The sequence below is a fragment of the Rhizobium sp. 01L410 genome, from assembly GCF_056400165.1.
In genome coordinates, this window is sequence record NZ_JBFTST010000011.1 from 50992 (window position 1) to 76728 (window position 25737).

A 25737-nucleotide genomic window follows, 5' to 3' on the forward strand; every position below is an offset into this window, starting at 1 on the left:
TCGGCTTATCCGGATAGTAATGCCGAACAATGCCCGATTATCCGAAAGAGGGAAAGGGCCATCTTCTTCTCATCGAAACGCGCTGAAGCGCAGATCACTGAAGGAGAAAGAAGATGGCTAGTCAGGACAACAAGGTCGCTCTGGTTACCGGCGCCTCGCGCGGCATCGGCGCGGCAATCGCCGAACGCCTCGCCAAGGACGGCTTCACCGTCGTCATCAACTATTCGGGCAATGCGGCGCTCGCCGAGGAGCTTGCCGCCAAGATCGAGAAGAACGGCGGCAAGGCGCTGACGGCGAAGGCCGATGTCAGCGATGCCGCGGCCGTGCGCCGGATGTTCGATGCAGCGGAAGCTGCCTTCGGCGGCGTCGATGTCCTCGTCAACAATGCCGGCATCATGATGCTCTCGACGCTCGCCGAAGCCGATGACGAGAACTTCGACAGGCAGATCGCCGTCAACCTCAAGGGCACGTTCAACACGCTGCGCGAAGCTGCAAAGCGCCTGCGCAACGGCGGCCGGATCGTTAATTTCTCGACCAGCGTCGTCGGCCTGAAGCTCGAAAGCTACGCCGTCTATGCCGGCACCAAGGCTGCTGTCGAAACCATGACCGGCATCATGGCCAAGGAAATGCGCGGCCGCGAGATCACGGTCAATGCCGTCGCACCGGGACCGACCGCCACCGATCTCTTCCTCAACGGCAAGTCGGACGAGCTCGTCGCCCGCATGGCGAAGATGAACCCGCTGGAGCGCCTCGGCACGCCCGAGGATATAGCCGCTGCCGTGTCGTTCCTCGCCGGCCCCGATGGCGCCTGGATCAACGGCCAGGTGCTGCGCGCCAATGGCGGTCTGATCTGATTGATCCGCGGGGGCGGCATCGCCGCCTCCCTTCACCCCAAAGAGCAAAAGGAGCAGGACAATGAGTAAGCAAGTTATCGTCGTCACCGGTGCATCGAGCGGCTTCGGCGCCATGAGCGCCCGGGCGCTCGCCGAAGCCGGGCACACCGTCTATGCAGGCATCCGCGCCACCACCACCCGTAACGCCAAGGCCGTTGCCGATGCGGCGGCTTTCGCCAGGGACAATAATGCAGACCTGCGTAGCATCGAGCTCGACGTTACCGACGATGCATCGATCGAGCAGGCGGTCGCAAAGATCGTTGCCGAAAACGGTCGGCTCGATGTGATCGTCCACAATGCCGGACACATGTCCTGCGGCCCGGCCGAAGCCTTCACGCCGGAGCAATATGCCGAGCTGTTCGACATCAATGTTCTCTCGACGCAGCGGCTGAATCGTGCGGCGCTGCCGCAGCTTCGCAAGCAGGGCAGGGGTCTGATCGTCTGGGTCTCCTCGTCGAGCACACGCGGCGGCACGCCGCCGTTTTTGGCGCCTTATTTCGCCGCCAAGGCCGCGATGGATTCACTTGCGGTTTCCTATGCCAGCGAGCTGACACGCTGGGGCATCGAGACTTCGATCATCGTTCCCGGCGCCTTTACAAAGGGCACCAATCATTTCGCCCATTCCGGATCGCCGGCGGATACGGCACGGGCAGCGGAATATCTCGACGGTCCCTACAAGGGCGTTTCGGACAAGGCGCTGCAGGGGCTGGCATCGCTGGAGCCTGCCGATGCCGATCCGGAAGAGGTTGCCCGCGCGATCGTTGATGTCGTCGGCAAGCCGTTCGGCGGGCGCCCGTTCCGCGTCCATATCGATCCGTCTGAGGATGGGGCCGAGATCGTCAACGGCGTTGCCGACCGCGTCAGGGCCGAACTCTTCTACCGGGTCGGTCTTGAAGACCTGCTGAAGCCTTCGGTGATCGGCTGATCGGCGCTTGATTGTTGCATTTTTGCGAACACTGCTATGCGAATCAAACGCCTTACAAACTCCGCAATAGGGCATATATCTATTGGGCAAGGGGCGACGGAAAGTCTCCGTTCCGAAGCCCGCCTCCTGGGTCCGCCGAGCCATTTCCCCTGGTGACGCGGTGGACCACCAAATTCAAAGTCGATGATTGACGGCCCGTCGAAGGTATCCCTCCCTTCCGGGCCGTTTTCATTTTCAGGGGTCGTTCAGCTTGGCATCGGCCAGCAGCTTCACCATCCAGTCGACGAAGACGCGCACCTTGTTGCTGAGGTGACGGTTCGGCGGATAGACGATGTAAAGCGGGATCGGCTCGCGCGACCATTGCGGCAAAACCTCAATCAGCTCGCCTTTCTTGATCGCGTCGCGGGCCATGAAACGTAGCGTCTGCCCGATTCCCAATCCCGTCGTCAGCGCGCTTATGAAGGTTCTGCCGTCGTTGACGGCCAGCATATAGCGTGGCGTGATCTCAAGATGTTCGTCGTCGCGGTCAAATTCGAAGGGCAGCGCGCGGCCCGTCTGGGCGCGAAAATAGTTGATCGTATAGTGGTCGTTTTCGAGGTCCTGCGGCCGCTCTGGCTCGCCGAATTTCTGGATATAGAGCGGGGCGGCGCAGGTGACGATTTCGAGTTCGGATACACGCCTGGCGATCAACGACTGATCAGCAGGCGTGCCGGCGCGCAGCGCGCAATCGACATTCTCTGCAAGGTAATCGACGGTGCGGTCGCCCACACCGAGATCGATGCGGATATCGGGGTATTTCTGATAGAAATCGCAGAGTGCCGGGACCACGATGGAATCGGCGAAAGCGCCTGCCATTTCAACGCGCAAGCGGCCGGTCGGCAAGCTTTGCGAATTGGAAAGGCTGCCGTCAAGTTCTTCCAGTTCCGAGACGATCTGCGAGGCGCGTTCATAGTAGAGCGCGCCATCGGTCGTGACCATGACGCGTCTCGTCGTACGGTTGAGAAGCTTGGTGCGCAGATGGGCCTCGAGGCCCTGGATCAAATTGGTCACGGTTGCCTTTGGCATCGACAGAGTGTCGGCGGCCCGTGTAAAGTTACCCGTCTCCACTACGCGGATGAAGGCGCGCATTGCCGAGAGCTGGTCCATGATGGGATCTCCACAGTTTGCACTGCGATATTATTCGAAATACGGAACAGTGTAATCAGAATGGCGGTTCTTATTCCGTGGCCTGAATAACAATATGTTTTTTACAAGTTTGGCAAGCCGTGGCGTTTCGTCATGTGTTATGCGGCTAACAGGATTACAAGACCGATGACGGTGCAGGTGAAAGACATGGTGTTCGAGAAGGTGGCCATCGGCCCCGTCTCTACGCGCGTCTATCAGGGCGCCGAATACGGCAAGGGTTCGCCGATCGTCTTGTTCTTTCATGGCGGCGCTTTTCAGGGCTCTGGTCTTCAGGACAGTGCCGTAGCCGAAAGCATTGCCAGCGCCGGTGCCATCGTGGTCGTTGCCGATTACAACGCACCGCTCGGCGGGGTCTTTCCGAAGCCACTCGAAGTTGGCTATTCGCTCTTCTCCTACATGGCCAACAAGCGGGCCTCCGGTCTTGGCGACCGCAACTCGCTGCTCTTGGTGGCCGGTGAAGAGGCGGGTGGCAATATCGCTGCCGGTGTGGCGTTGAAGGCGCGCGACCATTACGCCAATGCGCTGAATGGCCAGATCCTGATTTCGCCGCTGCTCGATCCTTTCATGGGAACGTCGTCGATCCGAAAGGCCGATGTCGCAGGCATGCGGCAGCGCTGGACCGAAGGCTGGAGTCATTATCTCAGCGGCGGCGGCTGCCATCCCTATGCGGCACCAAGCCTCTGTTCGCGGATTTCGGGTGTCGCGCCGGCACTGGTCATGACAGCAGAAGACGATCCCCTTCGCGACGAGACGCTTGGCTATGCCGCGCGTCTCAAGAAGGCGGAAGTTTCGGTTCGCCAGCACGTTCTCCCCGCCGGGAAGGGCTGGCCGTCAATCTACGGTGGGAAAACGGAAGGAGTGTCCGACTGGCAGGCGACTATCAGCCGTGAGTTCGGAAGTTTCATCCGCGAGTTAAGCGTCCAACCCCAATTGCATTGAAGTCTTGTTGTGAATGAGCGGCCGTTGAGGCCGCAAGGAGAGATACCGATGACGTCCAGAAAGAAGCGCTGGGCCCTCGTGGGCGCCGGCTTGGGCCTTGCTGCGTCTGTTTCAGCCGCTGCCATCTTTTTCGAACTGCCGATGAGCACGGTCGCGACCGCCGCTTCGGAACCCGCACAGGCTCCCGCTGTGCCGGTTACCGTCGCCCTGGTCCAGAACCGTGACGTCACCGCCTGGGAGAATTTCTCGGGCCGCCTCGAAGCAGTCGATCGTGTTCAGGTCCGTCCCCGCGTTGCGGGTGCGATCCAGTCCGTGCATTTCCGTGAAGGCGCGCTGGTGAAGACCGGCGATCTGCTCTTCACCATCGATCCGGCACCTTACCAGGCAGCCGTGGCGCAGGCGCAGGGCCAGGTGGCCTCGGCCGATGCCAAGGTCAGCCTGGCGCAGACCGAGCTCGATCGCGGCCATCGGCTTTCCGATAACCGCACGATCTCGCAGAGCGATCTCGATCAGCGTCAAAGCACGCTGGCGGAAGCGCAGGCGGGCCTGCGTTCGGCTCAGGCAGCCCTGCAGTCGGCCCAGCTCGACCTCGACTATACGCAGGTGCGGGCTCCGGTTTCCGGCCGTATCGGCAAGTTCGAAGTCACCGTCGGCAATCTCGTCGCCGCCGGTTCGGCATCGCCCGAGCTGACGACGCTGGTTTCCGTCGATCCGATCTATGCCAGCTTCAATGCCAGCGAAGAGATGGTCACCAAGGCCCTCTCCGAGCTTCCGGCAACGGATGGCGCTTTGCCTGCCGTCGAGCAGATCCCGGTCGAAGTCGGCACGCTCGCCGATGATGGCACGCCGATCAAGGGCAAGCTGCAGCTCGTTGACAACGTCGTCGATGCCGCAAGCGGCACGATCGCCGTTCGCGCCGTCTTCGACAATCCGGGCGGCAAGCTGATCCCCGGCCAGTTCGTGCGGGTCCGCATGGGCCAGCCGAAGGCCGAGAACAAGATCGTCATCAGCGACCGCGCCGTCGGCACCGACCAGGACAAGAAGTTCGTCTTCGTCGTCGATGGCGACAACAAAGTCGGCTATCGCCAGGTCAAGCTCGGCGCCATCTATGACGGCCAGCGCGTCGTCGAAGACGGCCTGAAGGCCGGCGAAAAGATCGTCGTCAACGGCCTGCAGCGCATCCGTCCAGGCGCAGTCGTGGCGCCGCAGATGGAAGAGAAGGTCGCGACCAACTGAGACCTGGCTTCTCCCCGCGGGAGAAGCGGAATCCCTGATTATTCCTACCCCGCCAGCGGCCTCCCAAGCCGCCGGAGTGGGACGTTGCATTCCACGTTCATCCCGGAGAGGGCTTTGATATGAACATCTCCAGATTCTTTATCGACAGGCCGGTCTTTGCCGGCGTGCTGTCGGTTCTGATCGTCGTCGCAGGTTTGATCGGCCTGCGCTCGCTGCCGATCTCGGAATATCCCGAGGTCGTGCCGCCGTCGATCGTCGTGCGCGCCACCTATCCTGGCGCCAACCCCTCGGTCATCGCCGAGACGGTGGCAACACCGCTCGAAGAGCAGATCAACGGCGTCGAAGGCATGCTTTACATGGCAAGCCAGGCGACGTCGGACGGCGTTCTCAACGTCACCGTCACCTTCAAGCTCGGCACCGATCCCGACAAGGCCCAGCAGCTGGTTCAGAACCGCGTGTCGCAGGCCGAGCCGCGTCTGCCGGCCGAAGTTCGCGCGCTTGGTCTGACGACAGTCAAGAGTTCGCCGAACTTCATCATGGTCGTCAACATCGTCTCGACCGGTGGTGATCACGACATCACCTATCTGCGTAACTACGCGACGCTGAACATCAAGGACCGCCTTGCCCGTATCGAGGGCGTCGGCCAGGTGCAGGTGTTCGGCGCCGGCGACTATTCGATGCGCGTCTGGATCGATCCGCAGAAGGCTGCCGAGCACAATCTCGCAGCCAGCGACATCAGCAATGCGATCAGCTCGCAGAACGTTCAGGCCGCCGCCGGTATCATCGGCGCGTCGCCGAGCCCGCAGGGTGTCGACCTTCAGCTGAACGTCAATGCCCAGGGCCGTCTGCGCACGCCTGAGGAGTTCGGCAATATCATCGTCAAGACGGGGGCCAACGGCCAGATCACCCGCCTTCGCGACGTTGCCCGCATCGAGCTCGGCGCGGCCGACTACACGCTGCGTTCGCTGCTCGACGGCGAGCCTGCCGTTGCCGTCGCGGTGCTTCAGGCCCCCGGCTCGAACGCTATCCAGATCGCCGACAACGTCAATGCGACGATGCAGGAACTGCAGAAGGCGATGCCGACAGGCGTGAAGTACGAGATCGTCTACGATACCACGAAGTTCGTTCGCGCCTCGATCGAGAAGGTCATCGACACGTTGCTCGAAGCCATCGCGCTCGTCGTGCTCGTCGTCATCATCTTCCTGCAGACGTGGCGTGCCTCGATCATTCCGCTGATCGCCGTCCCCGTGTCGATCATCGGTACGTTCGCCGTCATGTATGCCTTCGGCTTCTCGATCAACGCGCTCAGTCTGTTCGGGCTGGTGTTGGCGATCGGTATCGTCGTCGACGATGCGATCGTCGTCGTCGAAAACGTCGAACGAAACATCGAGGCGGGTCTCAGCCCGCGGGCCGCCACCTACAAGGCGATGAAGGAAGTGTCCGGTCCGATCATTGCGATCGCCCTGGTGCTGGTCGCGGTCTTCGTGCCGCTCGCCTTCATCTCCGGTCTGTCCGGCCAGTTCTACCGCCAGTTCGCGCTGACGATCGCCATTTCGACCGTCATCTCCGCCTTCAACTCGCTGACGCTGTCTCCGGCACTCGCAGCTCTGCTCCTCAAGGGGCATGGCGCGAAGAAGGACTGGCTGACGCGGTTCATGGATGCGATCTTCGGCTGGTTCTTCCGCGGCTTCAACCGTGCCTTCGGCTCGGGCTCGAATGCCTATGGCAAGGGCGTCGGCGGTCTCCTGTCGCGCAAGAGCATCGTCATGGTGATCTACCTGGCGCTGGTGGGGGCAACCTATAGCCTGTTCACCGCAGTGCCCGGCGGCTTCGTGCCGTCGCAGGACAAGCAGTATCTGATCGGCTTTGCCCAGCTGCCGGATGCCGCCAGCCTCGACCGCACCGAAGACGTCATCAAGCGGATGACCGATATCGCGCTGAAGCAGCCGGGTGTCGCCAATGCGATCGCCTTCCCGGGCCTGTCGATCAACGGCTTCACCAACTCGTCCAACGCCGGCATCGTCTTCGTGACGCTGAAGGATTTCGACGAGCGCAAGACGCCTGATCTTTCTGGCGGGGCAATCGCCATGGCGCTGAACCAGAAGTTCGGTGTCATCCAGGACGCCTTCATCGCCATGTTCCCGCCGCCGCCGGTCAACGGTCTCGGCACGACGGGTGGCTTCAAGCTGCAGATCGAAGACCGCGCCGGTCTCGGCAACCAGGCTCTCGACGAGGCGACCAAGGCCGTGCTCGCCAAGGCCTACCAGACGCCGGAACTCGCAGGCATCTTCTCGAGCTTCCAGATCAACGTGCCGCAGCTCTACGCTGATCTCGACCGCGCCAAGGCCGAGCAGCTCGGGGTTTCCGTCACCGACGTCTTCCAGACGCTGCAGATCTATCTCGGCTCGCTCTACGTCAACGACTTCAACGCCTTCGGCCGCACTTACAGCGTCCGTGTGCAGGCCGATGCCAAGTTCCGTGCACAGCCGGAAGATATCGGTCAGTTGAAGGTTCGGTCGGCATCCGGCCAGATGATCCCGCTTTCGGCCCTGCTGAAAGTCGATGCCACGACCGGTCCGGAGCGCACGAACCGCTATAACGGCTTCCTCGCTGCCGATATCAATGGCGGTCCGGCACCGGGCTTCTCGTCCGGGCAGGCGCAGGCTGCGATCGAGAAGATCCTGAAGGAGACGCTGCCATCCGGCATCGACTTCGAATGGACGGATCTGACCTACCAGCAGATCCTCGCCGGCAACTCGAGCGTCGTCGTCTTCCCGCTGGCCCTGCTGCTCGTCTTCCTCGTGCTGGCAGCCCAGTATGAGAGCCTGACGCTGCCGCTGGCGATCATCATGATCGTGCCGATGGGTGTGCTTGCTGCCTTGACGGGTGTCTGGCTCACCGGTGGAGACAACAACATCTTCACGCAGATCGGCCTCGTGGTCCTTGTGGGTCTCTCGGCGAAAAACGCGATCCTGATCGTGGAATTCGCCCGGGAACTGGAGTTCGAAGGACGCACGCCGGTGCAGGCGGCGGTCGAAGCGAGCCGCATGCGTCTTCGCCCGATCCTGATGACCTCCATGGCCTTCATCATGGGCGTCGTGCCGCTCGTCACCTCGACGGGTGCGGGTGCCGAAATGCGCGCCGCCATGGGTATCGCGGTGTTCTCCGGCATGATCGGCGTGACCTTCTTCGGCATCTTCATGACGCCGGTGTTCTACGTGCTGCTGCGCAAGCTGGCTGGCAATCGCCCGCTGATCCAGCACAACGACAACCATCCGGTGGATGAAGAAGACCATATGAAGGTCGCAGCCGAGTAAGCGGCAACCCCAGAGTGAAACAGGAAGGCGGGACATTTAGTCCCGCCTTTTTCATTTGCATCGCCCGGTCAGCCGGTTAGTCTTTGATGAACGTACATCGGCCGGGTGGAGTTAGGCCGATTGAGCGCATAGCGGAGGAATGCATGCATATCGCGATTATCGGTGCGGCCGGCATGGTCGGCCGCAAGCTGACGGCGCGTCTCGTCAAGGACAAGGTCCTCGGCAGCGCGGAAATCTCGGCCCTTTCATTGATCGATGTCATCGAACCGGAAAAGCCGGCGGGGTTTGCCGGCACGGTGAATGCCTGGGCGTCCGACATTTCGGCGTCTGGTGAAGCGGCGAAGATCGTTGCCGGCCGGCCGGACCTGATCTTCCATCTGGCAGCGATCGTTTCGGGCGAAGCGGAGCTCGATTTCGAGAAGGGCTACCGTATCAATCTCGACGGCACGCGCGAGCTTCTCGAAGCGATCCGGTTCGCGCATGCCGAGGATGGCTACAAGCCGCGCGTGGTCTTTACCTCGTCGCTGGCGGTTTTCGGTTCACCCTTCCCGAAGGTCATTCCCGATGATTTCCACCAGACGCCGCTGACGAGCTACGGCGCGCAGAAGGCGATGAGCGAGCTGCTGCTGTCCGATTACAGCCGCCGCGGTTTCCTCGATGGCATCGGCATCCGCCTGCCGACCATCTGCATCCGCCCCGGCAAGCCCAACAAGGCAGCCTCGGGCTTCTTCTCCGGTATCCTGCGCGAACCGCTCGCCGGACAGGAAGCCATCCTGCCGGTGCCGGATACTGTGCGGCACTGGCATGCATCGCCACGCTCGGCCGTCGGCTTTCTGCTGCAGGCGTCGCGGATCGATCTCGCGCCGCTCGGCGCGGCGCGAAGCCTGACCATGCCCGGCGTCAGCGCCACTGTTGGAGAGCAGATCGAGGCGCTGCGCCGCGTGGCTGGGGACAAGGCGGTGAAGCTCATCCGCCGCCAGCCCGACGAACTGATCATGCGCATCGTCTCGGGCTGGCCGGAAGCTTTTGAAGCGAAGCGCTCGCGCGCGCTCGGTTTCAGCGCCGACAGCTCCTTCGATGAGATCATCCGCATTCATATAGACGACGAGCTTGGAGGCAAGATCGGATGAGCAGCACACGGAACATCGCCTTCCTCGGCACCGGCCTGATGGGCGGGCCGATGGCACGCCGGTTGCTGGGCGCGGGCTTTGCGCTCACGGCCTGGAACCGGGATGCCAGCAAGGCTGCGCCACTTTCGGCCGAAGGCGCGCGCATTGCAGGTAATGCAAGTGAAGCGGCAAAGGGCGCGAATATCGTCTTCACCATGCTGTCGGATGGCAATGCCGTTGAGGACGTCCTCTTCAACCAGGGTGTTGCGGCAGCGCTTGCCGCAGGTGCGCTTGTTATTGACTGCAGCTCCATCGCGCCCAAGGCGGCGCGGGATCATGCGCAGCGCCTTGCCGAACGCGGCATCCGGCATATCGACGCGCCGGTTTCCGGCGGTGTCGTCGGTGCAGCAGCCGGAACGCTGGCGATCATGGCGGGCGGGGACGGGGCTGTCATCGCCGAACTAGCGGATGTCTTTTCGCCTCTCGGCCGCGTCACCCATGTAGGCCCCACCGGAACCGGGCAGCTTGCCAAGCTCGGCAACCAGCAGATCGTTGCTGTGACCATCGGTGCCGTTGCCGAAGCGATGATGCTGGTGGAAGCCGGCGGCGGTTCACGCGAGGCGTTTCGCAATGCGATCCGCGGCGGTTTCGCCGAGAGCCGTATCCTCGATCTGCATGGCCAGCGCATGGTCGATCATAATTTCGGCACCGGCGGCCCTTCGAAGCTGCAGCTCAAGGATCTGAACAATATCCTGGCTGTGGCAGGGAGCCTGTCGCTGGCATTGCCGCTGACAGAAACCGTGCGTGCCGAGTTCGCCGAATTCGTCGCGGGCGGCGGCGGCGACGTCGACCACAGCGGCATTCTCCAGCATTTCGAGGACAAGCATTCGCGCGCCAAGCGGTGATACAGGGTGCTTGATTCTCAAGTGAAAATACGATCCCGGCACAACCCATGAGCGTTTTTGCGACTGTTGTAAGGAACAGTTCACCTAGTAACTAGTTCGATAATACGGAGAAGCCTTCGTTAATCCGGCTTTGAGAAGGTGGTAATATCGGCAAAGGCCGCTGCTAGGTTGAGACTGCATTGCCCCATAACAAACCGACCCGGTCAGAACGTGAATTCCAGGATTTGCTGAGACGCCTCGAGCTTGCCCTTGATGCGTCGCAGATCGGTGTGTGGGAACATGATGTCCGCAAGAGCGGGATCGTCTGGGATGCGCAGATGCACCGCCTATACCAGACCGGCGAGACCAGCCGGCTGGTGCCGACAGCGATCTGGGAAAACGCCATCCATCCCGATGACCGGGACCGTGCCTTCGCAGAGTTCGACGATGCGATTGCGCGGCGCGGCGCCTATAATTCCGAATTTCGCATCATCTGGCCGAACGGCGAGATTCGTCACATGCGCTCGCGGGCGCATTTCTTCGTCAGCGAGGACGGCGCACCGTCGTTCATCGGCGCCGAATGGGATGTGACCGCCGATGTCGAGCTCGCCGCCGAGCTGCAGCGCCAGCGCCTCGTCGCGGAGGCACGGGCGAAAGCGCTGGAGGAAAGCAATGCGCGGATCGAGCATGCCGCCGAGCACGACTATCTGACGGGTCTGCCGAACCGCAGGCTTCTCGACAAGCGGCTTGCCGAGCTGCATGGCAACAAGTCGGTATCGTCGCTGGCGGTTCTGCATCTCGATCTTGACCAGTTCAAGCAGATCAACGACAGCCATGGCCATTCGGCCGGCGATACCGTTCTGCGTGCTGCTGCCCTGCGGATCACCGCGGGCATTCCCGCTGACGGCATGGTGGCCCGTGTCGGCGGCGATGAGTTCGTCATCATTCTATGGAATTTTGCAGGCCGCGAGGAACTGGATCGCATTGCCAGCGACCTGCAGCGCCGGCTTGGCAAGAAGATCCGGTTCGGACAGGAACTCCTGCAATCAGGAACGTCGATTGGCGTTGCCTGGAACAACGGGCGCAACGCGCGCAATCTCCTGACCGAGTCCGATCTGGCGCTGTTCCAGGCCAAGAAGCTCGGCCGCAACCGCATCGAATTCTTCACCCGTCAGCTGCAGGACGACATTCAAAGCAAGCGGCGGCTGGCCGAGGAGCTGAGGCTCGGGTTGGAGCGCCGCGAGATCGTTCCCTACTACCAGATCCAGCTTGACGCGAAGACCCGGGAAATTGCCGGCCTGGAGGCGCTGGCCCGCTGGATCCATCCTGAAAAGGGCGTGCTGTCTCCTGCTGTTTTCCTCAAGGTGGCTGACGAAAACGGTCTTGCCGCAGAGATCGACGCGGCCATTCTCAGCAGGGTTCTGGAAGACCGGCTCGACTGGCAGGCGCAGGGTGCTGTGGTCCCCCGTGTCGCCGTCAATATTTCGGGCCCGCGGCTCTTCGATCCCCGGCTGCTTGCAAATCTGGAAGCCCTGAAGATCCCGCCAGGCGCCTTGTCCTTCGAATTGGTCGAAACCATCTTCCTCGACGATTCCGACGACCGTCTGGTCGCCAGCATCGAGCGCATCAAGCAGATGGGCATCGATATCGAGATCGACGATTTCGGCTCCGGTCATGCATCGCTGATCGGGCTCGCCCGCCTGCGCCCGAAGCGGCTGAAAATCGACCGGCAGCTGGTGACCGATATCGTCGGCTCGAAAGAACAGCACCGTGTTGTCGGCTCGATCGTCGAGATCGCCAAGGCATTGAATGTCGAAGTGATTGCCGAGGGTGTCGAAACCGAAGGGCATGCGGAGGTGCTGACGGCGATCGGCTGCGATACGCTGCAGGGCTATGCGCTGGGCTATCCGGCGCCCGCGGCCGATATCGCCAGACTGATCGCGCCGCGTGCCCTGAACCACGCGACGCCAGGCGTCGGCGGACGATAGCTAGGCAGGGATTTCCATGTCGGCGCGGGCTTCCAGATACCACTCGATGAATGCCTTCACGCCCTGATCCAGCGTCGTCTCCGGCTTGTAGCCGGTCAGCGCCAGAAGCAGGTCGGGGCTGGCGAAGGTGCGGGGCACATCACCCTTCTGCATCGGCAGCATCGTGCGCTTTGCGGACTGGCCGAGTGCATGTTCGACGGTCTCGACAAAATCCATCAGGCTGACGGGCTGGCCGCCGCCGATATTGACGACGCGGAACGGTGCCTGGCGCGAGAGCGTCTCGACCTTGTCGCCCGCGACACGATTTTCCTCGGAGGGAATGACGGCAGAGAGGCGGACGATCGATTCCACCAGATCGTCGATATAGGTGAAATCGCGGCTCATCTTGCCTTCGCCGTAGATCTCGATTGGCTGGTCTTCAAGCATGTTCTTGACGAATTTGAAGAGCGCCATATCCGGCCGGCCCCAGGGGCCGTAGACGGTGAAGAAGCGGAAGGCGGTGATGGGCAGCTTGTAGAGATGCGAATAGCTGTGCGCCATCAGCTCCATCGACTTCTTGGTCGCGGCATAGATGGTCAGTGGCTCGTCGGCGCGATCGGTCTCGCGGAAAGGGACGTCCGGGTTGGAGCCGTAGATCGACGAGGTCGAGGCGAGCATCAGGTGCTTCACCTTATACCGTTCGGCAAATTCCAGAATGTTCCAGGAGCCGTCGACGTTCGAACTGATGTAGGAACGCGGGTTCTCGATGCTGTAGCGAACGCCCGCCTGCGCGGCGAGATGGATCAGCACGTCAGGCTGTGCCTCAGCAATCGCCGCCTCCAGCTTCTCGCGGTCTTCGAGCATGGCGATAGCAGGCGTGAAGGACGGAAACTGCGCCAGCGCTGCGTGGCGCATATGCTTGAGCTTGACGTTGTAATAGGGCGTCAGGCCGTCAAAGCCGGTCACCCGGTGACCATCCTGCAACAGGCGCCGCGCCAGGTGGAATCCGATGAAACCGGCCGTGCCTGTTATGAAATAATGCATCCTCTTACTGCTTCTCGCTTTTCTTGCCGACGGCGAAGTAGCTGAAACCATGTCTACTGACTTCGGCGGCGGGATAGATGTTGCGCAGGTCGACGATCGTCGGCGTTTTGACCGTGGTCTTCAGGCGCTTGAAATCGAGGGCGCGGAACTCATCCCATTCGGTGACGATGACGATCGCGTCGGCACCCTCGGCGATCTCGTAGGGATCCTTGCCGTAGGTGACAGGTCCGAGCATGCCCTTGGCGTCTTCCATACCTTCCGGGTCATAGGCATGGACTTCGGCGCCGCCATCGAGCAGCGCCTGGATGATGGTGATCGACGGGGCGTCGCGCATGTCGTCGGTATTCGGCTTGAAGGTCAGGCCGAGGACGGCGATCTTCTTGCCGCGCACTGTGCCGTCACAGGCGGCGATGACCTTGCGGCCCATGGCGCGCTTGCGGTTGTCGTTGATGGCGACCGTCGTCTCGATCAGCCGCATCGGGCTGTCATAGTCCTGGGCGGTCTTGACGAGAGCCAGCGTATCCTTCGGAAAGCAGGAGCCGCCATAGCCGGGGCCTGCATGCAGGAATTTGTCGCCGATGCGCTTGTCCATGCCGATGCCTTTTGCGACCTTCTGCACGTCGGCGCCGATCTGTTCGCAGAGGTCGGCGATCTCGTTGATGAAGGTGATCTTCATCGCCAGGAAGGCGTTGGCGGCGTATTTGATCAGCTCGGAGGTGCGGCGTTCGCAGAAATAGAGCGGTGCTTCGTTGAGATAGAGCGGGCGGTAGACTTCGCGCATGACTTCCACGGCGCGCGGCTCTTCGGTGCCGATGACGATGCGGTCGGGGCGCTTGAAGTCGGTGATCGCGGCACCTTCACGCAGGAACTCCGGATTGGAGACGACGGCGATGTCCTTGCCGGGGAACTCGTCGCGGAAGATGCGCTCGATCTCGTCGCCGGTGCCGACGGGCACGGTAGACTTGGTGACGATGACGGTGAAGCCGGTGACGGCAGCGGCGATCTCACGGGCTGCGGCATAGACGTAGCTCAGATCTGCATGACCGTCGCCACGGCGCGATGGGGTGCCGACAGCGATGAAGACGACGTCGGCGGCAGCGACGGGAGCCGCCAGATCTTTGGAAAAATCAAGGCGGCCGGCCGCCCGGTTATGCTCGATGATCGCGTCGAGGCCCGGCTCGAAGATCGGCACTTCGCCGCGCTCTAGGGCATCGATCTTGGCTTCGGACTTGTCCACGCAGGTGATGTGGTGGCCGAAATCCGCAAGGCAGGCGCCGGACACCAGGCCGACATAACCAGAACCGATCATAACAATACGCATGGGATGACTTCCATCATGAAAAACGATCGCGTCCGCCATTGGCAGAACGCGACCGTGTTACAGAGCGAAAGTCATAAGTTCAAGACAAGTGCTGTGGTCAGTTGCGGCCGAACTCGTCGACGAGGCGAATGATGTCGTCTTCGCCGAGATAGGAACCGGTCTGCACCTCGATGAGCTCCAGCATGATCTTGCCGGGATTGGCAAGGCGGTGGACTTCGCCGAGCGGGATATAGACCGACTCGTTTTCGCGCAGCATCTGCACATTCTCTCCAATCGTCACTTCGGCAGTGCCCTTAACGACGATCCAGTGCTCGGAGCGGTGATGGTGCTTCTGCAGAGACAGTTTCTTGCCCGGCGTGACGAAGATGCGCTTCACCTGGAAGCGGTCGCCATTGAAGATTGAGGTGTAACCACCCCACGGACGGTAGGAGGTCGGGTGCGTCTCGGTAAGCTTCACCGTCTTCGGCCGTGCGGCCAGCGTCTTGACGATATCGCCGACGCTCTGGCTGTCTTGCAGGCGGCCGACATAGACGGCGTCTTCGCTGGCGATGACAGCGATGTCGTCCATGCCCTGGACGGCGAGGTGGACGCCGTGGCTCATGACCAGTGAGTTCCGGCTGTTCATCAGCGTCGTGTTGGCGGTGGCGACATTGCCATGCTCGTCACGATTGCCTGACTTCCACACGCTGTCCCAGCTGCCGAGATCCGACCACTTGAAGGGCGAAGGGACGACGGCGGCATTGGCCGTTTTTTCCATGATCGCGTAGTCGATGGAGATATTCGGCGCCTTGGCGAAGGATTTGGCATCCAGACGAATGAAGTCGAGGTCGCGGACGGATTTGGAAACCGCTTCTTCGGCAGCCTGCGATGCCTCCGGCGCGTGTTCCCGCATTTCTGCCAGAAGCGCCGACACCTGGAACATGAACATGCCGGAGTTCCAGTAGAAGCCGCCCGCAGCCAGCATTTCCTCGGCCTTGGCCAGCGGCGGCTTTTCAATGAAGCGCTTGACGGTCAATGCGCCGGTCGGAAGCGCCTCGCCGCCTTCGATATAGCCGTAGCCGGTTGCGGCCTCCGATGGCTCGATGCCGAAGGTGACGAGCTTGCCCTTGGCGGCGGTCGCTTCAGCGGCGCGCACGCTATCGAAATAGCTCTGGTCGGCAACGATCTCGTAGTCGGAGCCGAGGACATGCATCAGCGTGTCCTTGCCGAAGAGATCGGCGATCAGCACGGCGGCGGCGGCAACGGCGGGTGCGGTGTTGCGGGCCGACGGCTCGAGCAGGATCGCCTTCAGTTCATGGCCGAGCTCGCGGGCCTGCTCGGCAACGAGGAAGCGGAACTCCTCATTGGTGAGGACAACAGGAGCCTCATAGAGGGCGGGATCGGAGACGCGGGCGAGCGTTTCCTGAAACAGCGTCCGGTCGCCGATGAACTGGATGAACTGCTTTGGCGCCGATGCGCGCGACAGCGGCCAGAGGCGCGTGCCCTTGCCGCCGGCCATGATCACGGGAACGATCTTCTGCGTCATTTCTATGTGTCCTCGCGGTCGTAAGTCTTGGTTCAGTTGGTGTTCGCCCATTGCCGGATCCGATTCAGGCCGGCATCCAGCAGCGCAGCTGCCGCAGCTTCATCTTTCGCTTCTACATAACAGCGCATTTCCGGTGCGTTACCGGAAGGCCGAAAGTGGATGACGGCTTCATCCTTAAGCGTTACCCGCAGGCCATCGATATCGCTCACCGTCACCGGTTCGCCCATCGGCGTCAGGAATTCGGCGAGGTTGTCAGGCGATTGGCGAAGATAAGCCATCAGCCTGGCGCTGGTCTCGACCGGAAAATTCTCCAGCCTGTCGGCAGCAGCGACGGGAAGGGCAAAGGACGAGGCAATCTTGGACAGCGGTTTGCCGTCCGTTGCCGAAAGCGAAAGCACGGCCAGCATCGGCAGGAAGCAATCGCGTGTCGGCAGCGGCGCCAGCACCGTTCCGTTGATCGCAAATTCCGACGCCGTCAGCGTGCCGCCATTAGCTTCGAAGCCGATGACGCGCGCCTTGCCCGCCGAAACCGCCTCCTGCATGCCCGAGATGACGAAGGGCGAGCCGACCTTGGTGCGGGTAACAGCAAAATCGCCCGCCGTCTCGATGCCGGAATTCGAGGTCACCGGAGTGACGACCACGGCGGCTTTCAGGAACTTCGCGGCGATGAGGCCGAGGAGATCACCGCGCAGCGGCGTACCGGTTTCGTCGGTCACCAGCGGTCGGTCGCCATCGCCATCAGCGGAGACGATTGCGTCCAGCCGGTGCTCGGCAGCCCAACCCTTCAACAGCTCGATCGTCTCAGGCGAGACGGCTTCGGTATCTACCGGGATAAAGGTTTGCGAACGGCCGAGTGCTATCGTCTCGGCGCCATAGAGCGCCAGCAGATCGACCAGCATGTCGCGCGCGACGGTGCTGTGCTGGTAGACGCCGATGCGCAGGCCGGAGAGCGCTTTTGCCGGAAGGATGGCGGCGTTGCGCTTGAAGAAGCCTTCGGCGCAGACGGCGGCATGATCCGATGCCGTGCCTGTTTTCGCGGGCATCACAAACGTGGCGTCGAGCTTGGCTGCGGCAGCGGAGATCGCCGTCTCGTCGGCCTTGTCGATTTCGCCATCCGGCCTGTAGAACTTGATGCCGTTGCGATCGGCGGGGATATGCGAGCCCGTGATCATCAGGCTGGCGGCGCCAAGTTTGAGGCCGTAGAGCGCCAGCGCCGGGGTGGGCACGGTGCCGCAATCGGCGACCGCGAATCCGAGCGAGGCCAGCGCTGCGGTGCAGTTATCAGCAATTTCCGGGCTGGAATCGCGAAAGTCGCGGCCGAGCAGGATGAGGTCACCCGGCTTTACCTGTCCGCTTTCCAGGAGATACTGACCGAAGGCGGTCGCATAGAGCGCGGAAGCCCTGCCTTTCAGATCGGCGGAGAGCCCGCGCAGTCCACTAGTCCCAAATTTCATTCTGAATAAGCCCTGCCAGCGCTTGAATCCGTCGGCCATTATCAACACACTACTGTCACTTCGTAAATTTTGATCCGCAGCGATCACTAAATTACTTCGCAATTCCCTTTTCGAGCCACATCAGGTGCTCGTTCTCAGAGAACGGGAGCGCAAATGACCGAACAGACAATCGCATTGGAAGACAGCTGGAAGGCCGCGCTGGCCCCGGAGTTTTCGAGCCCGTACATGCAGCAGCTGAAGGCGTTTTTGCAGGCGCAGAAGCAGGCGGGAAAGCATATCTTTCCAAAAGGGTCGGAGTATTTTCGCGCCCTCGATCTGACGCCGCTATCCGATGTGAAGGTGGTCATCCTCGGCCAGGATCCGTATCACGGTCTCGGACAGGCGCACGGGTTGTGCTTCAGCGTGCGTCCCGGCGTGCGTATCCCGCCGTCGCTGGTCAATATCTACAAGGAGATGGAGACCGATCTCGGTATCGAGCGCGCCCGGCATGGCTTCCTGGAGCATTGGGCGAAGCAGGGCGTGCTGCTCCTAAACAGTGTCCTGACCGTCGAGGAGGCGCAGGCTGCCTCGCATCAGGGGCAGGGCTGGGAGAAATTCACCGATGCCGTGATCCGCAAGGTCAACGAGGAATGCGAGCACGTGGTCTTCATCCTTTGGGGATCCTATGCGCAGCGCAAGGCGGCGTTCGTCGATAGCGCGCGCCATCTGGTGCTGAAGGCGCCGCATCCTTCGCCGCTCTCGGCGCATAATGGCTTCTTCGGCAGCAAGCCGTTTTCCAAGGCGAATGCCTATCTGCAGTCTCATGACCGTGCAGCGATCGACTGGCAGTTGCCCGTCGATCCGCAAAATAACTAGCGCTTTCTGAACGACATTCTTTCATCGTTCAATAAAAAGAGACAATGCGTGTCAGCTTGCGGGGCTATTCCAAAAGCCGCCGAGGGATCATCTATCACCCATCGAAAGCCCGCCGATGCGGGCAAGAAAGGGGTTTTCCATGTTGAACCAGATCAAGGGGCTGCACCACGTCACATCGATGGCTGAGGATGCCCGGACCAACAATCAGTTCTTCACCCACGCGCTCGGCCTGCGCCGGGTCAAGAAGACCGTGAACTTCGACGCTCCCGACGTCTATCACCTCTATTATGGTGACGAGACCGGTGCGCCGGGTACGATCATGACCTACTTCCCGTTCCCGAAGATGGCGCAGGGCCGTCCGGGTACCGGCGAAGTCGGCACCACCGTCTACTCGGTTCCCGAAGGCTCGATCGGCTTCTGGAGCGACCGGTTGTCGAAGCTCGATGCCGGCGGCCTGAAGACCGAGGAAAGCTTCGGCGAGAAGCGTCTGAACTTTGCCGGTCCCGACGGTGACGGCTTCGCGCTCGTCGAGGTCAAGGACGATGCGCGCAAGCCGTGGACGAACGGCGGTATCTCCGAGGATCATGCGATCCGCGGTTTCCACTCGGTTGCCATGCGGCTGCGCGATGACGGCGCGACGTCCGAACTTCTGAAGTTCATGGGTTATCAGGTCCAGGACGAGAAGGACGGCGTCAAGCGTCTGATCCTTCCCGGCGGCAATGGTGCGCATCTGATCGATCTCGAAACGATGCCGAGCATCAACCGGGCGCTGCCGGGTGCCGGTTCCGTCCACCACGTCGCCTTCGCCGTCGAAAACCGCGAGACGCAGCTCGAGGTGCGCAAGGCGCTGATGGATACCGGTTACCAGGTGACGCCGGTCATCGACCGCGATTACTTCTGGGCAATCTATTTCCGCACGCCGGGCGGCGTGCTGTTCGAGATCGCCACCAACGAACCGGGCTTCGACCGTGACGAAGATACGGCTCATCTGGGCGAGGCGCTGAAGCTGCCGCAGCAGCATGCGCATATGCGCCAGTTGATCGAGCAGCATCTGCCGCCGCTCGAAGCCTAAGGAGAACAGCCATGGCTGATCATTCATATGTGCACCGGCTGCATGCCGGTGCACCCGGCAAGCCTATTCTCTTCGTGCTGCACGGCACCGGGGGCGACGAGACGCAGTTCTTCGAGTTCGGCCGGCGTCTGCTGCCGGAAGCAACAATCGTTTCGCCGCGGGGCGATGTTTCCGAACATGGTGCGGCGCGCTTCTTCAAGCGCACCGGCGAGGGCGTCTACGATATGGACGACCTCGCCCGGGCGACCGAAAAGATGGCCGCCTATGTCAGGGATCTCGCGGCCGGTCACGGCGCGTCACACATTCTCGGACTGGGCTTTTCCAATGGTGCGAACATTCTCGCCAATGTGCTGATCGGGAAAGGCATCTTGGATGCTAGCGCACTGCTGCATCCGCTGATCCCGTTTCAGCCGAAGTCCGATGCGGAACTTGCCGGACGGCGCGTGCTGATCACCGCGGGCCAGCGCGATCCGATCTGCCCGGTTCCGCTGACCGAGGCGCTTGCTGCCTATTTCGAACAGGAAAAGGCAAAGGTCACGACCGAATGGCACACGGGCGGGCATGACATCCGTCCGAACGAGATCGATGCCATCAGGACGTTCTTCGAGCCTTACTTCTAAGGCTCTAGCGAAAATAGGGCGGCCGCTTTTCCGAAGGCGGCTGCTCGGGCAACTCAAGCCAGCGTTCGCCGGAGAAATAGGCTCTGGTGCGGATCTGCGGTCCGGGCGTCGCCTTCATGGCGATGATGAAGTTGAAGCTATTGTCGCTGGCGGTTTCGCGGGTAAAGCTGACGCTGGTGCCGAAGCTTTCTTCCTTCACGTCTTTCAATTCGCGGATCGCTGCGAGCGTGGCGGAGAAGTCCTGCCAGTGCGGCTGGGCGAGCATGGTCTCGAAAATTCGCATCGCTGCCGGGTCGAGCTTTCCGGCGCTGTCGGTTTCCGGACCGACGAGCTTGGCGCGCATGTTGAAGATCGCTCCGTCGCGGTCGCCGCGGATGATCACGAAAACCGAGCTCAGCGGGCGCTCAGCATCCTGCTTGTAGACCTGCTGGAAGGTGCATTCGAATGTGGTGCTGCTCATGCCCGCGGCCCGCCACGGCGTCGTGCCGATGCCGGCCTTGCGCAGGGCGTCGCAGATCGCCGGGCCCGTCGTCCACCATGTCCTGAAGAAGGCGGCCGCGAGTTCGGCAAGCGGTGGCTCCATCAGCCGCGGATCACGCTCGATGCTGACGAGGACAGGATTGGGTGCCGGCCTTGGCCTGGGTGGCGGAGGCGAGCTTTTCGGGAGGACTGCCACGGTCTTTTGTGGCGTGAGCGGGTAGCCCAGCCGCCCGGCAAGATCGCGCAGATGCCGCATGTCGTTCGACAGCAGAACGGTGCCGCCGATCAGCGAGAGCGAGACGGCCAGCATAGACCACAGCACCAGGCCGCGCCTCCGGCGCAGCGGCGGGTTCTTCATGTCCTGATTTGAGGTCTCGGTTGCCAAATCGATCACTCTGGTGTGGCGTTTCCCCAGCGCTTCCCGCCCGCCACGTCTCAGTAAAGATAAAGCGGAATACTCAATAAAATACCGCAAATTCTGCCGATGTGCAGTAAATGCCCACAGCACGGCATTCGGACCATTGCGGTTGGCCGATGGTGATCTAGATCTGTACCTCTCCGTACAAGCGGATATCATCCAGAAAAGGTTGCTGCCTTGAGTTCAGACGTAACATCGCTCTCCCGGGAGCAGCTCGAAGAAGAAGTACGACGTCTGAGATCGCAGCAGCCAGACAGACCCCTCGGAGCAGGCAGTTACAGCGGCGTCGAGCCGGGACGCGGTGACGTGCCGCAATCGGCCGACGAGATGCAGATGCGCAGCGAGGCGCGCTACCGGGCACTGTTCGAGGCGATCGACGACGGCTTCTGCATCATCGAATTCGTCGACGGTCCGCATGGCCCCTTGAGCGACTATGTGCATATCGAGGCCAATTCCGGCTATGGGCGGCATACCGGGATCTCTGACATCATCGGCAAGAGGCTGCGCGAGATCGAACCGAATGCGCCGGACCAGTGGCTGACGCTCTATGGCGGCGTGCTGGAAAGTGGCCGGGCGATCCGCTTCGAGCAGCATTTCGTTGCCGTCGACCGCTATATCGAAGTCTCGGCCTCGCGCGTCGAGCCGGCAAGCCTGCGGCAGGTCTCGGTGCTGTTTCGGGATATCACCGCGCGCAGGCAGGCGGAAAATGCATTGCGTGACAGCGAGGCGACCGCGCGCGAAAATGTGCAGCGCGTTCAGCTGGCACTCGCGGCCGGCGCCATTATCGGGACCTGGTTCTGGGACGTGCCGTCAAACCGATTCACAGTGGATGAGGCCTTTGCGCGGGCATTCGGTCTCGATCCGGCGCTTGGCCGGATCGGACTCAGCCTCGATCAGGTGATCGAAACCGTTCATCCCGACGACAAGGCCTCGCTTTCGCAGGCCATGGGCGAAGCCCTGAGACGCGGCGGTCCCTATGCGCATCAATACCGGACGCGCCGCGCCGACGGGCAATATTACTGGCTGGAAGCCAATGGACGGGTCGAGCTTGCTGCCGATGGCACGCCGCTCAGCTTTCCGGGCGTGCTCCTCGACATCGAAACGCGCCGTGCCGTCGAGGCCGAGCGCGACCGCGCGACCTCGGCGCTGCGCTCGCTCAACGATACGCTGGAACAGCGTGTCGCCGAGCGGACGGCGGAATTGATGCATGCCGAAGAACAACTGCGCCATTCGCAGAAGATGGAAGCGGTCGGTCAGCTGACCGGCGGTCTGGCGCATGATTTCAATAACCTGCTGGCCGGTATCTCGGGTTCCATGGAGCTGATGCAGACGCGCTTGGCGCAGGGCCGCATCAGCGAACTCGACCGCTACGTCACCGGCGCACAGGGCGCGGTCAAGCGCGCGGCGGGCCTGACTCAGCGGCTACTCGCCTTCTCGCGGCGGCAGACGCTCGATCCGAAACCGGCAACGCTCAATCGTCTGGTGTCTGGCATGCAGGATCTGGTGACCCGCAGCGTCGGGCCGACCATCGAGGTGGAGACGGCGCTGGCGGGTGGTCTGTGGACCACCTTCGTCGATATCGGACAGCTCGAAAACGCCCTGCTGAACCTCTGCCTCAACGCCAGGGATGCGATGCCCGATGGCGGAAAGCTGACGATCGAGACGGGCAACCGATGGTTCGACGAGCGGGCTTCGCGGCAGCGAGGGCTGTCGTCCGGGCAATATGTGTCGCTCTGCGTCAGCGATACCGGCACCGGCATGACGCCGGATGTCGTGGAGCGGGCGTTCGATCCGTTCTTTACCACCAAGCCCACAGGGCAGGGCACCGGTCTCGGCCTGTCGATGGTGCATGGCTTTGCCGGCCAGTCCGGCGGGACGGCGCGTATCTATTCGGAGCTCGGCAAGGGCACGATGATCTGCATCTATCTGCCGCGCCATCTCGGCGATGCGGAAACGGCTGACGACATGTCGAGCCCGACGGTGACGCCGCGCGCTTCGGGCCACGAGACGATCCTCGTCGTCGATGACGAGCCGCTGGTGCGTATGGTCGCGGTCGAGATCCTAGAGGAGCTCGGTTATCACGTGCTGGAGGCCGATGACGGCATGAGCGCGATGCGGATCATGAATTCCGGCCAGCCGATCGATCTCCTGGTGACCGATGTCGGACTGCCCGGCGGGATGAACGGGCGGCAGCTGGCCGATGCGATCAGGGCGACACGGCCCGATCTCCGTGTCCTGTTCGTTACCGGATATGCCGAGAATGCGGTTCTGAACCACGGCCATCTCGACCACGGCATGCATGTGATGACCAAGCCGTTTCTCGGCGATGCTTTCGCCCGCCGGGTGAAAGATCTGCTGATCAAGTAACGGATCGCCGAAGACTGCCGACCGCATTCTTCCAGCACTGCCGGAACAGCGAGAATAGCACGCGTGGAGCCGCCGGAATCTTCTTTCACGGCTTCGCGATGCTGGCGATTTGTTAAGTAATTTTCTTGAGATTGTAGCTTTGTTGTTTCATGATCATTGCGGCACGAAGTTTCTCGCGCCGGGCCTTACGGCGATCGATGTTTGATCGTTTCAGTCATGAACATGTTTCTTCGTATGGGCGGGGATGCTTGGAAAGCTATTCTTTAGCTTTTTTTCATATGCGCTTTGCGGGCTTGCGGCAGAGTTGGTTAGGGAAGTTGCATGAATTCGGAGTTTACGGTTCGTCCCATGCGGCCGGGCGAGTTGGAGCTTGTACTCGAGTGGGCCCGGCAGGAAGGCTGGAATCCCGGCCTCGACGATTCCCTTGCATTTCATGACGCCGATCCGTCCGGCTTCTTTGTCGGCGCCATAGGCGAAGTGCCTGTCGGCTCGATCTCGGTCGTCAAATATGGCGACAGTTTCGCCTTTCTCGGCCTCTATATCGTTCACCCGGATTTCCGTGGCAAAGGCTATGGCAAGGCGATCTGGAATGCCGGCATGGCGTCTGCCGAAGGCCGTACCATCGGCCTCGATGGCGTCGAGGCGCAGCAGCCGAGCTACCGCAAGGCGGGTTTCGAGCCCGCCTACAAGACGATCCGCTTCGGCGGCATAGCCAAGCCTGCACCGCAATCGCCGCAGCTCGCACAAGCGGTCTCCGACAAGACAGATGGCATCGCCCGCTACGACTCCTCGATCTTCCCCGCATCGCGTCCCGAGTTCATCAGCGCCTGGTGCACCAGCCGCAAGGGCCGCAAGAGTGCCGTCGTGCGCAAGAGCGGCAAGATCCGCGGCTATGGCACGATCCGTCGCTGTTACGAAGGCTACAAGATCGGCCCGCTATTTGCCGCCGATGCCGATACGGCGGCGGCGCTCGTTGCGCAGCTCGTCACGGAGGCGAACGGCGCCCGGATCTTCATCGACGTGCCTGCAGGTAATGCGGAAGCTATCGCGCTCGCCGAGGCGATCGGGCTTGAACCGCTCTTGGAGACGATGCGCATGTATCGCGGCCAGGCGCCGGTGATCCCGCTGAAGAACGTTTACGGCGTGACGACGCTCGAGCTCGGTTAATCGACCGGCGAGGCTGGCGTCGTGGGAGCGGATGCCTTTGGGCGCCCCTTCTCGGCGATCGCGATGCCGCCGAGCGTCAGCGCCAGTGCGATCATGTGGAAGACCTGCAGCTCTTCTCCGAGAAGCAGAACGGACAGCAGCGTGCCGAAAACCGGTACGAGGTTGATGAACAGCCCGGCGCGATTGGCGCCGATCGTTTCGACACCCTTGATATAGAGGATCTGCGCCAGCAGCGAGGCGAAGATCGCCGTGTAGAAGGCGATCACCCAGCCGTTCGCATCAGGGACCTGGATGTTGCCCTTGGAACCTTCCCAGATCAGTAGCGGAATGGAGCTGAGCGCGGCGGCAAGTGCCGGGATCGCCATCAGCGTGCGCCAGTCGACAGGCGGTTTCCAGCGCAGAAAGATCGTATAGACGGAATAGGCGACGACGGCGATCAGCATCAGCGCGTCGCCGCGGTTGAGACTGAGCTGCAGCAGCGTGGCGAAATCGCCGTGGGCCGCCGTCAGTGCGACGCCGACCAGCGTCATGCCGAAGCCAGCGAATTGCGCCAACGAGACGCTGGTGCGGAAGAAGAGGAAGTTCAGCAGGAAGATCAGCATCGGGATGCCGGCCTGCTCGATCGCCACGTTGATCGCCGTCGTATACTGGACGGCGGAATACAGCATGGCGTTGAAGGTCGTGTAGCCGATGATGCCGTAGAAGAAGAGCAGCGGCAGGTTCTTGCGCACCAGCGGCCAATCGCGCTTGAGGTAGGGCAGGGAGATCGCGGCGATCAATGCCGTTGCCAGCGTCCAGCGCAGCAGGGTCAGCATCATCGGGCTGATATGGCCAAGCGCCAGCTTGCCGGCCACCGCATTGCCGCCCCAGCACAGCGTTGCGATGACGAGGCAAATATAGGCCGTGATCTGCACGATGATTCTTTCCGTATCGGTGATTGGCCGGACAGGAGGCGGGGC

General features: G+C 61.8%; 20 protein-coding genes. 13 read left to right on the forward strand and 7 right to left on the reverse strand.

Annotated features, from left to right (window positions below; all coding sequences use genetic code 11):
• Positions 1 to 113 precede the first annotated feature (113 nt).
• Together AC1DV9_RS22265 and AC1DV9_RS22270 are read left to right on the forward strand one after the other, a co-directional pair.
• Positions 114 to 854: an SDR family oxidoreductase gene (locus AC1DV9_RS22265; RefSeq protein WP_477950078.1), complete on the forward strand. Its 741-nt coding sequence runs from the start codon at positions 114 to 116 to the stop codon at positions 852 to 854.
• Positions 855 to 915: 61 nt separating this feature from the next.
• Positions 916 to 1818 (forward strand): SDR family oxidoreductase, encoded by a 903-nt coding sequence (locus AC1DV9_RS22270; RefSeq protein WP_477950079.1) that lies wholly within the window; start codon positions 916 to 918, stop codon positions 1816 to 1818.
• 234 nt (positions 1819 to 2052) lie between these two features.
• Here the strand turns inward: AC1DV9_RS22270 and AC1DV9_RS22275 are convergent, their stop codons facing one another.
• The gene (locus AC1DV9_RS22275) at positions 2053 to 2964 is read right to left on the reverse strand and encodes a LysR family transcriptional regulator (RefSeq protein ID WP_112390371.1); all 912 of its coding nucleotides are present in this window, start codon (positions 2962 to 2964) and stop codon (positions 2053 to 2055) included.
• Between the two features lie 165 nt (positions 2965 to 3129).
• On the opposite strand from AC1DV9_RS22275, the gene AC1DV9_RS22280 reads away from it, so the two are divergent.
• From AC1DV9_RS22280 to AC1DV9_RS22305, 6 genes are all read left to right on the forward strand, one after another.
• Entirely contained in the window at positions 3130 to 3942 is an 813-nt protein-coding gene (locus tag AC1DV9_RS22280) for an alpha/beta hydrolase fold domain-containing protein (RefSeq protein ID WP_112390372.1), read from the forward strand.
• Positions 3943 to 3990: 48 nt separating this feature from the next.
• Complete coding sequence (locus AC1DV9_RS22285) at positions 3991 to 5178, forward strand: efflux RND transporter periplasmic adaptor subunit (protein ID WP_112518335.1); 1188 nt, start codon at positions 3991 to 3993, stop codon at positions 5176 to 5178.
• Positions 5179 to 5297: 119 nt separating this feature from the next.
• Positions 5298 to 8495, forward strand: a complete 3198-nt coding sequence (locus tag AC1DV9_RS22290) for an efflux RND transporter permease subunit (protein ID WP_112390374.1) — start codon at positions 5298 to 5300, stop codon at positions 8493 to 8495.
• 143 nt (positions 8496 to 8638) lie between these two features.
• On the forward strand, positions 8639 to 9625 hold the full coding sequence (denD, locus tag AC1DV9_RS22295; RefSeq protein WP_112390375.1) for a D-erythronate dehydrogenase: 987 nt from the start codon (positions 8639 to 8641) through the stop codon (positions 9623 to 9625).
• Positions 9622 to 10509, forward strand: coding sequence for an NAD(P)-dependent oxidoreductase (locus AC1DV9_RS22300; protein WP_112518332.1), 888 nt, complete (start codon positions 9622 to 9624; stop codon positions 10507 to 10509). Before denD ends, AC1DV9_RS22300 begins: the two co-directional genes overlap by 4 nt.
• 179 nt (positions 10510 to 10688) lie before the next feature.
• Entirely contained in the window at positions 10689 to 12476 is a 1788-nt protein-coding gene (locus tag AC1DV9_RS22305) for a putative bifunctional diguanylate cyclase/phosphodiesterase (RefSeq protein WP_477950080.1), read from the forward strand.
• Here the strand turns inward: AC1DV9_RS22305 and AC1DV9_RS22310 are convergent, their stop codons facing one another.
• From AC1DV9_RS22310 to AC1DV9_RS22325, 4 genes are all read right to left on the reverse strand, one after another.
• On the reverse strand, positions 12477 to 13499 hold the full coding sequence (locus AC1DV9_RS22310) for an NAD-dependent epimerase (protein ID WP_477950081.1): 1023 nt from the start codon (positions 13497 to 13499) through the stop codon (positions 12477 to 12479).
• 4 nt (positions 13500 to 13503) lie between these two features.
• Positions 13504 to 14820 (reverse strand): UDP-glucose dehydrogenase family protein, encoded by a 1317-nt coding sequence (locus tag AC1DV9_RS22315; protein ID WP_477950082.1) that lies wholly within the window; start codon positions 14818 to 14820, stop codon positions 13504 to 13506.
• Positions 14821 to 14917: 97 nt separating this feature from the next.
• Positions 14918 to 16345 (reverse strand): mannose-1-phosphate guanylyltransferase/mannose-6-phosphate isomerase, encoded by a 1428-nt coding sequence (locus AC1DV9_RS22320; RefSeq protein WP_477950083.1) that lies wholly within the window; start codon positions 16343 to 16345, stop codon positions 14918 to 14920.
• A 32-nt stretch (positions 16346 to 16377) separates the two neighbouring features.
• Positions 16378 to 17799: a phosphomannomutase gene (locus tag AC1DV9_RS22325; protein ID WP_477950084.1), complete on the reverse strand. Its 1422-nt coding sequence runs from the start codon at positions 17797 to 17799 to the stop codon at positions 16378 to 16380.
• A gap of 153 nt (positions 17800 to 17952) precedes the next feature.
• Here AC1DV9_RS22325 and ung point away from each other — a divergent pair, with 153 nt between their 5' ends.
• From ung to AC1DV9_RS22340, 3 genes are all read left to right on the forward strand, one after another.
• Complete coding sequence (gene ung / locus AC1DV9_RS22330; RefSeq protein ID WP_477950085.1) at positions 17953 to 18654, forward strand: uracil-DNA glycosylase; 702 nt, start codon at positions 17953 to 17955, stop codon at positions 18652 to 18654.
• 139 nt (positions 18655 to 18793) lie between these two features.
• On the forward strand, positions 18794 to 19726 hold the full coding sequence (locus AC1DV9_RS22335; RefSeq protein WP_477950086.1) for a VOC family protein: 933 nt from the start codon (positions 18794 to 18796) through the stop codon (positions 19724 to 19726).
• A gap of 11 nt (positions 19727 to 19737) precedes the next feature.
• Entirely contained in the window at positions 19738 to 20346 is a 609-nt protein-coding gene (locus tag AC1DV9_RS22340) for an alpha/beta hydrolase (RefSeq protein WP_477950087.1), read from the forward strand.
• Positions 20347 to 20350: 4 nt separating this feature from the next.
• Here the strand turns inward: AC1DV9_RS22340 and AC1DV9_RS22345 are convergent, their stop codons facing one another.
• Positions 20351 to 21220 (reverse strand): DUF6030 family protein, encoded by an 870-nt coding sequence (locus tag AC1DV9_RS22345; RefSeq protein WP_477950088.1) that lies wholly within the window; start codon positions 21218 to 21220, stop codon positions 20351 to 20353.
• Between the two features lie 351 nt (positions 21221 to 21571).
• Here AC1DV9_RS22345 and AC1DV9_RS22350 point away from each other — a divergent pair, with 351 nt between their 5' ends.
• Together AC1DV9_RS22350 and AC1DV9_RS22355 are read left to right on the forward strand one after the other, a co-directional pair.
• Positions 21572 to 23611 carry a response regulator gene (locus AC1DV9_RS22350; RefSeq protein WP_477950166.1) on the forward strand — a complete coding sequence of 680 codons (2040 nt, stop codon included), beginning with the start codon at positions 21572 to 21574 and terminating at the stop codon, positions 23609 to 23611.
• A 321-nt stretch (positions 23612 to 23932) separates the two neighbouring features.
• Positions 23933 to 24778: a GNAT family N-acetyltransferase gene (locus AC1DV9_RS22355; protein ID WP_477950089.1), complete on the forward strand. Its 846-nt coding sequence runs from the start codon at positions 23933 to 23935 to the stop codon at positions 24776 to 24778.
• Here the strand turns inward: AC1DV9_RS22355 and AC1DV9_RS22360 are convergent.
• Positions 24775 to 25692 (reverse strand): DMT family transporter, encoded by a 918-nt coding sequence (locus tag AC1DV9_RS22360; protein WP_477950090.1) that lies wholly within the window; start codon positions 25690 to 25692, stop codon positions 24775 to 24777. The two genes, AC1DV9_RS22355 and AC1DV9_RS22360, sit on opposite strands and share 4 nt — an antisense overlap.
• Positions 25693 to 25737 lie beyond the last annotated feature (45 nt).

What these genes read in the sequence shown, in the direction of transcription:
- AC1DV9_RS22265 (WP_477950078.1), top strand. Translation starts at nt 114, where the DNA reads ATGGCTAGTCAGGACAACAAGGTCGCTCTGGTTACCGGCGCCTCGCGC.
- denD (WP_112390375.1), top strand. Translation starts at nt 8,639, where the DNA reads ATGCATATCGCGATTATCGGTGCGGCCGGCATGGTCGGCCGCAAGCTG.
- AC1DV9_RS22290 (WP_112390374.1), top strand. Translation starts at nt 5,298, where the DNA reads ATGAACATCTCCAGATTCTTTATCGACAGGCCGGTCTTTGCCGGCGTG.
- AC1DV9_RS22350 (WP_477950166.1), top strand. Translation starts at nt 21,572, where the DNA reads ATGCAGATGCGCAGCGAGGCGCGCTACCGGGCACTGTTCGAGGCGATC.
- AC1DV9_RS22325 (WP_477950084.1), bottom strand. Translation starts at nt 17,799, where the DNA reads ATGAAATTTGGGACTAGTGGACTGCGCGGGCTCTCCGCCGATCTGAAA.
- AC1DV9_RS22300 (WP_112518332.1), top strand. Translation starts at nt 9,622, where the DNA reads ATGAGCAGCACACGGAACATCGCCTTCCTCGGCACCGGCCTGATGGGC.
- ung (WP_477950085.1), top strand. Translation starts at nt 17,953, where the DNA reads ATGACCGAACAGACAATCGCATTGGAAGACAGCTGGAAGGCCGCGCTG.
- AC1DV9_RS22315 (WP_477950082.1), bottom strand. Translation starts at nt 14,820, where the DNA reads ATGCGTATTGTTATGATCGGTTCTGGTTATGTCGGCCTGGTGTCCGGC.
- AC1DV9_RS22310 (WP_477950081.1), bottom strand. Translation starts at nt 13,499, where the DNA reads ATGCATTATTTCATAACAGGCACGGCCGGTTTCATCGGATTCCACCTG.
- AC1DV9_RS22285 (WP_112518335.1), top strand. Translation starts at nt 3,991, where the DNA reads ATGACGTCCAGAAAGAAGCGCTGGGCCCTCGTGGGCGCCGGCTTGGGC.
- AC1DV9_RS22270 (WP_477950079.1), top strand. Translation starts at nt 916, where the DNA reads ATGAGTAAGCAAGTTATCGTCGTCACCGGTGCATCGAGCGGCTTCGGC.
- AC1DV9_RS22320 (WP_477950083.1), bottom strand. Translation starts at nt 16,345, where the DNA reads ATGACGCAGAAGATCGTTCCCGTGATCATGGCCGGCGGCAAGGGCACG.
- AC1DV9_RS22335 (WP_477950086.1), top strand. Translation starts at nt 18,794, where the DNA reads ATGTTGAACCAGATCAAGGGGCTGCACCACGTCACATCGATGGCTGAG.
- AC1DV9_RS22340 (WP_477950087.1), top strand. Translation starts at nt 19,738, where the DNA reads ATGGCTGATCATTCATATGTGCACCGGCTGCATGCCGGTGCACCCGGC.
- AC1DV9_RS22355 (WP_477950089.1), top strand. Translation starts at nt 23,933, where the DNA reads ATGAATTCGGAGTTTACGGTTCGTCCCATGCGGCCGGGCGAGTTGGAG.
- AC1DV9_RS22280 (WP_112390372.1), top strand. Translation starts at nt 3,130, where the DNA reads ATGACGGTGCAGGTGAAAGACATGGTGTTCGAGAAGGTGGCCATCGGC.
- AC1DV9_RS22275 (WP_112390371.1), bottom strand. Translation starts at nt 2,964, where the DNA reads ATGGACCAGCTCTCGGCAATGCGCGCCTTCATCCGCGTAGTGGAGACG.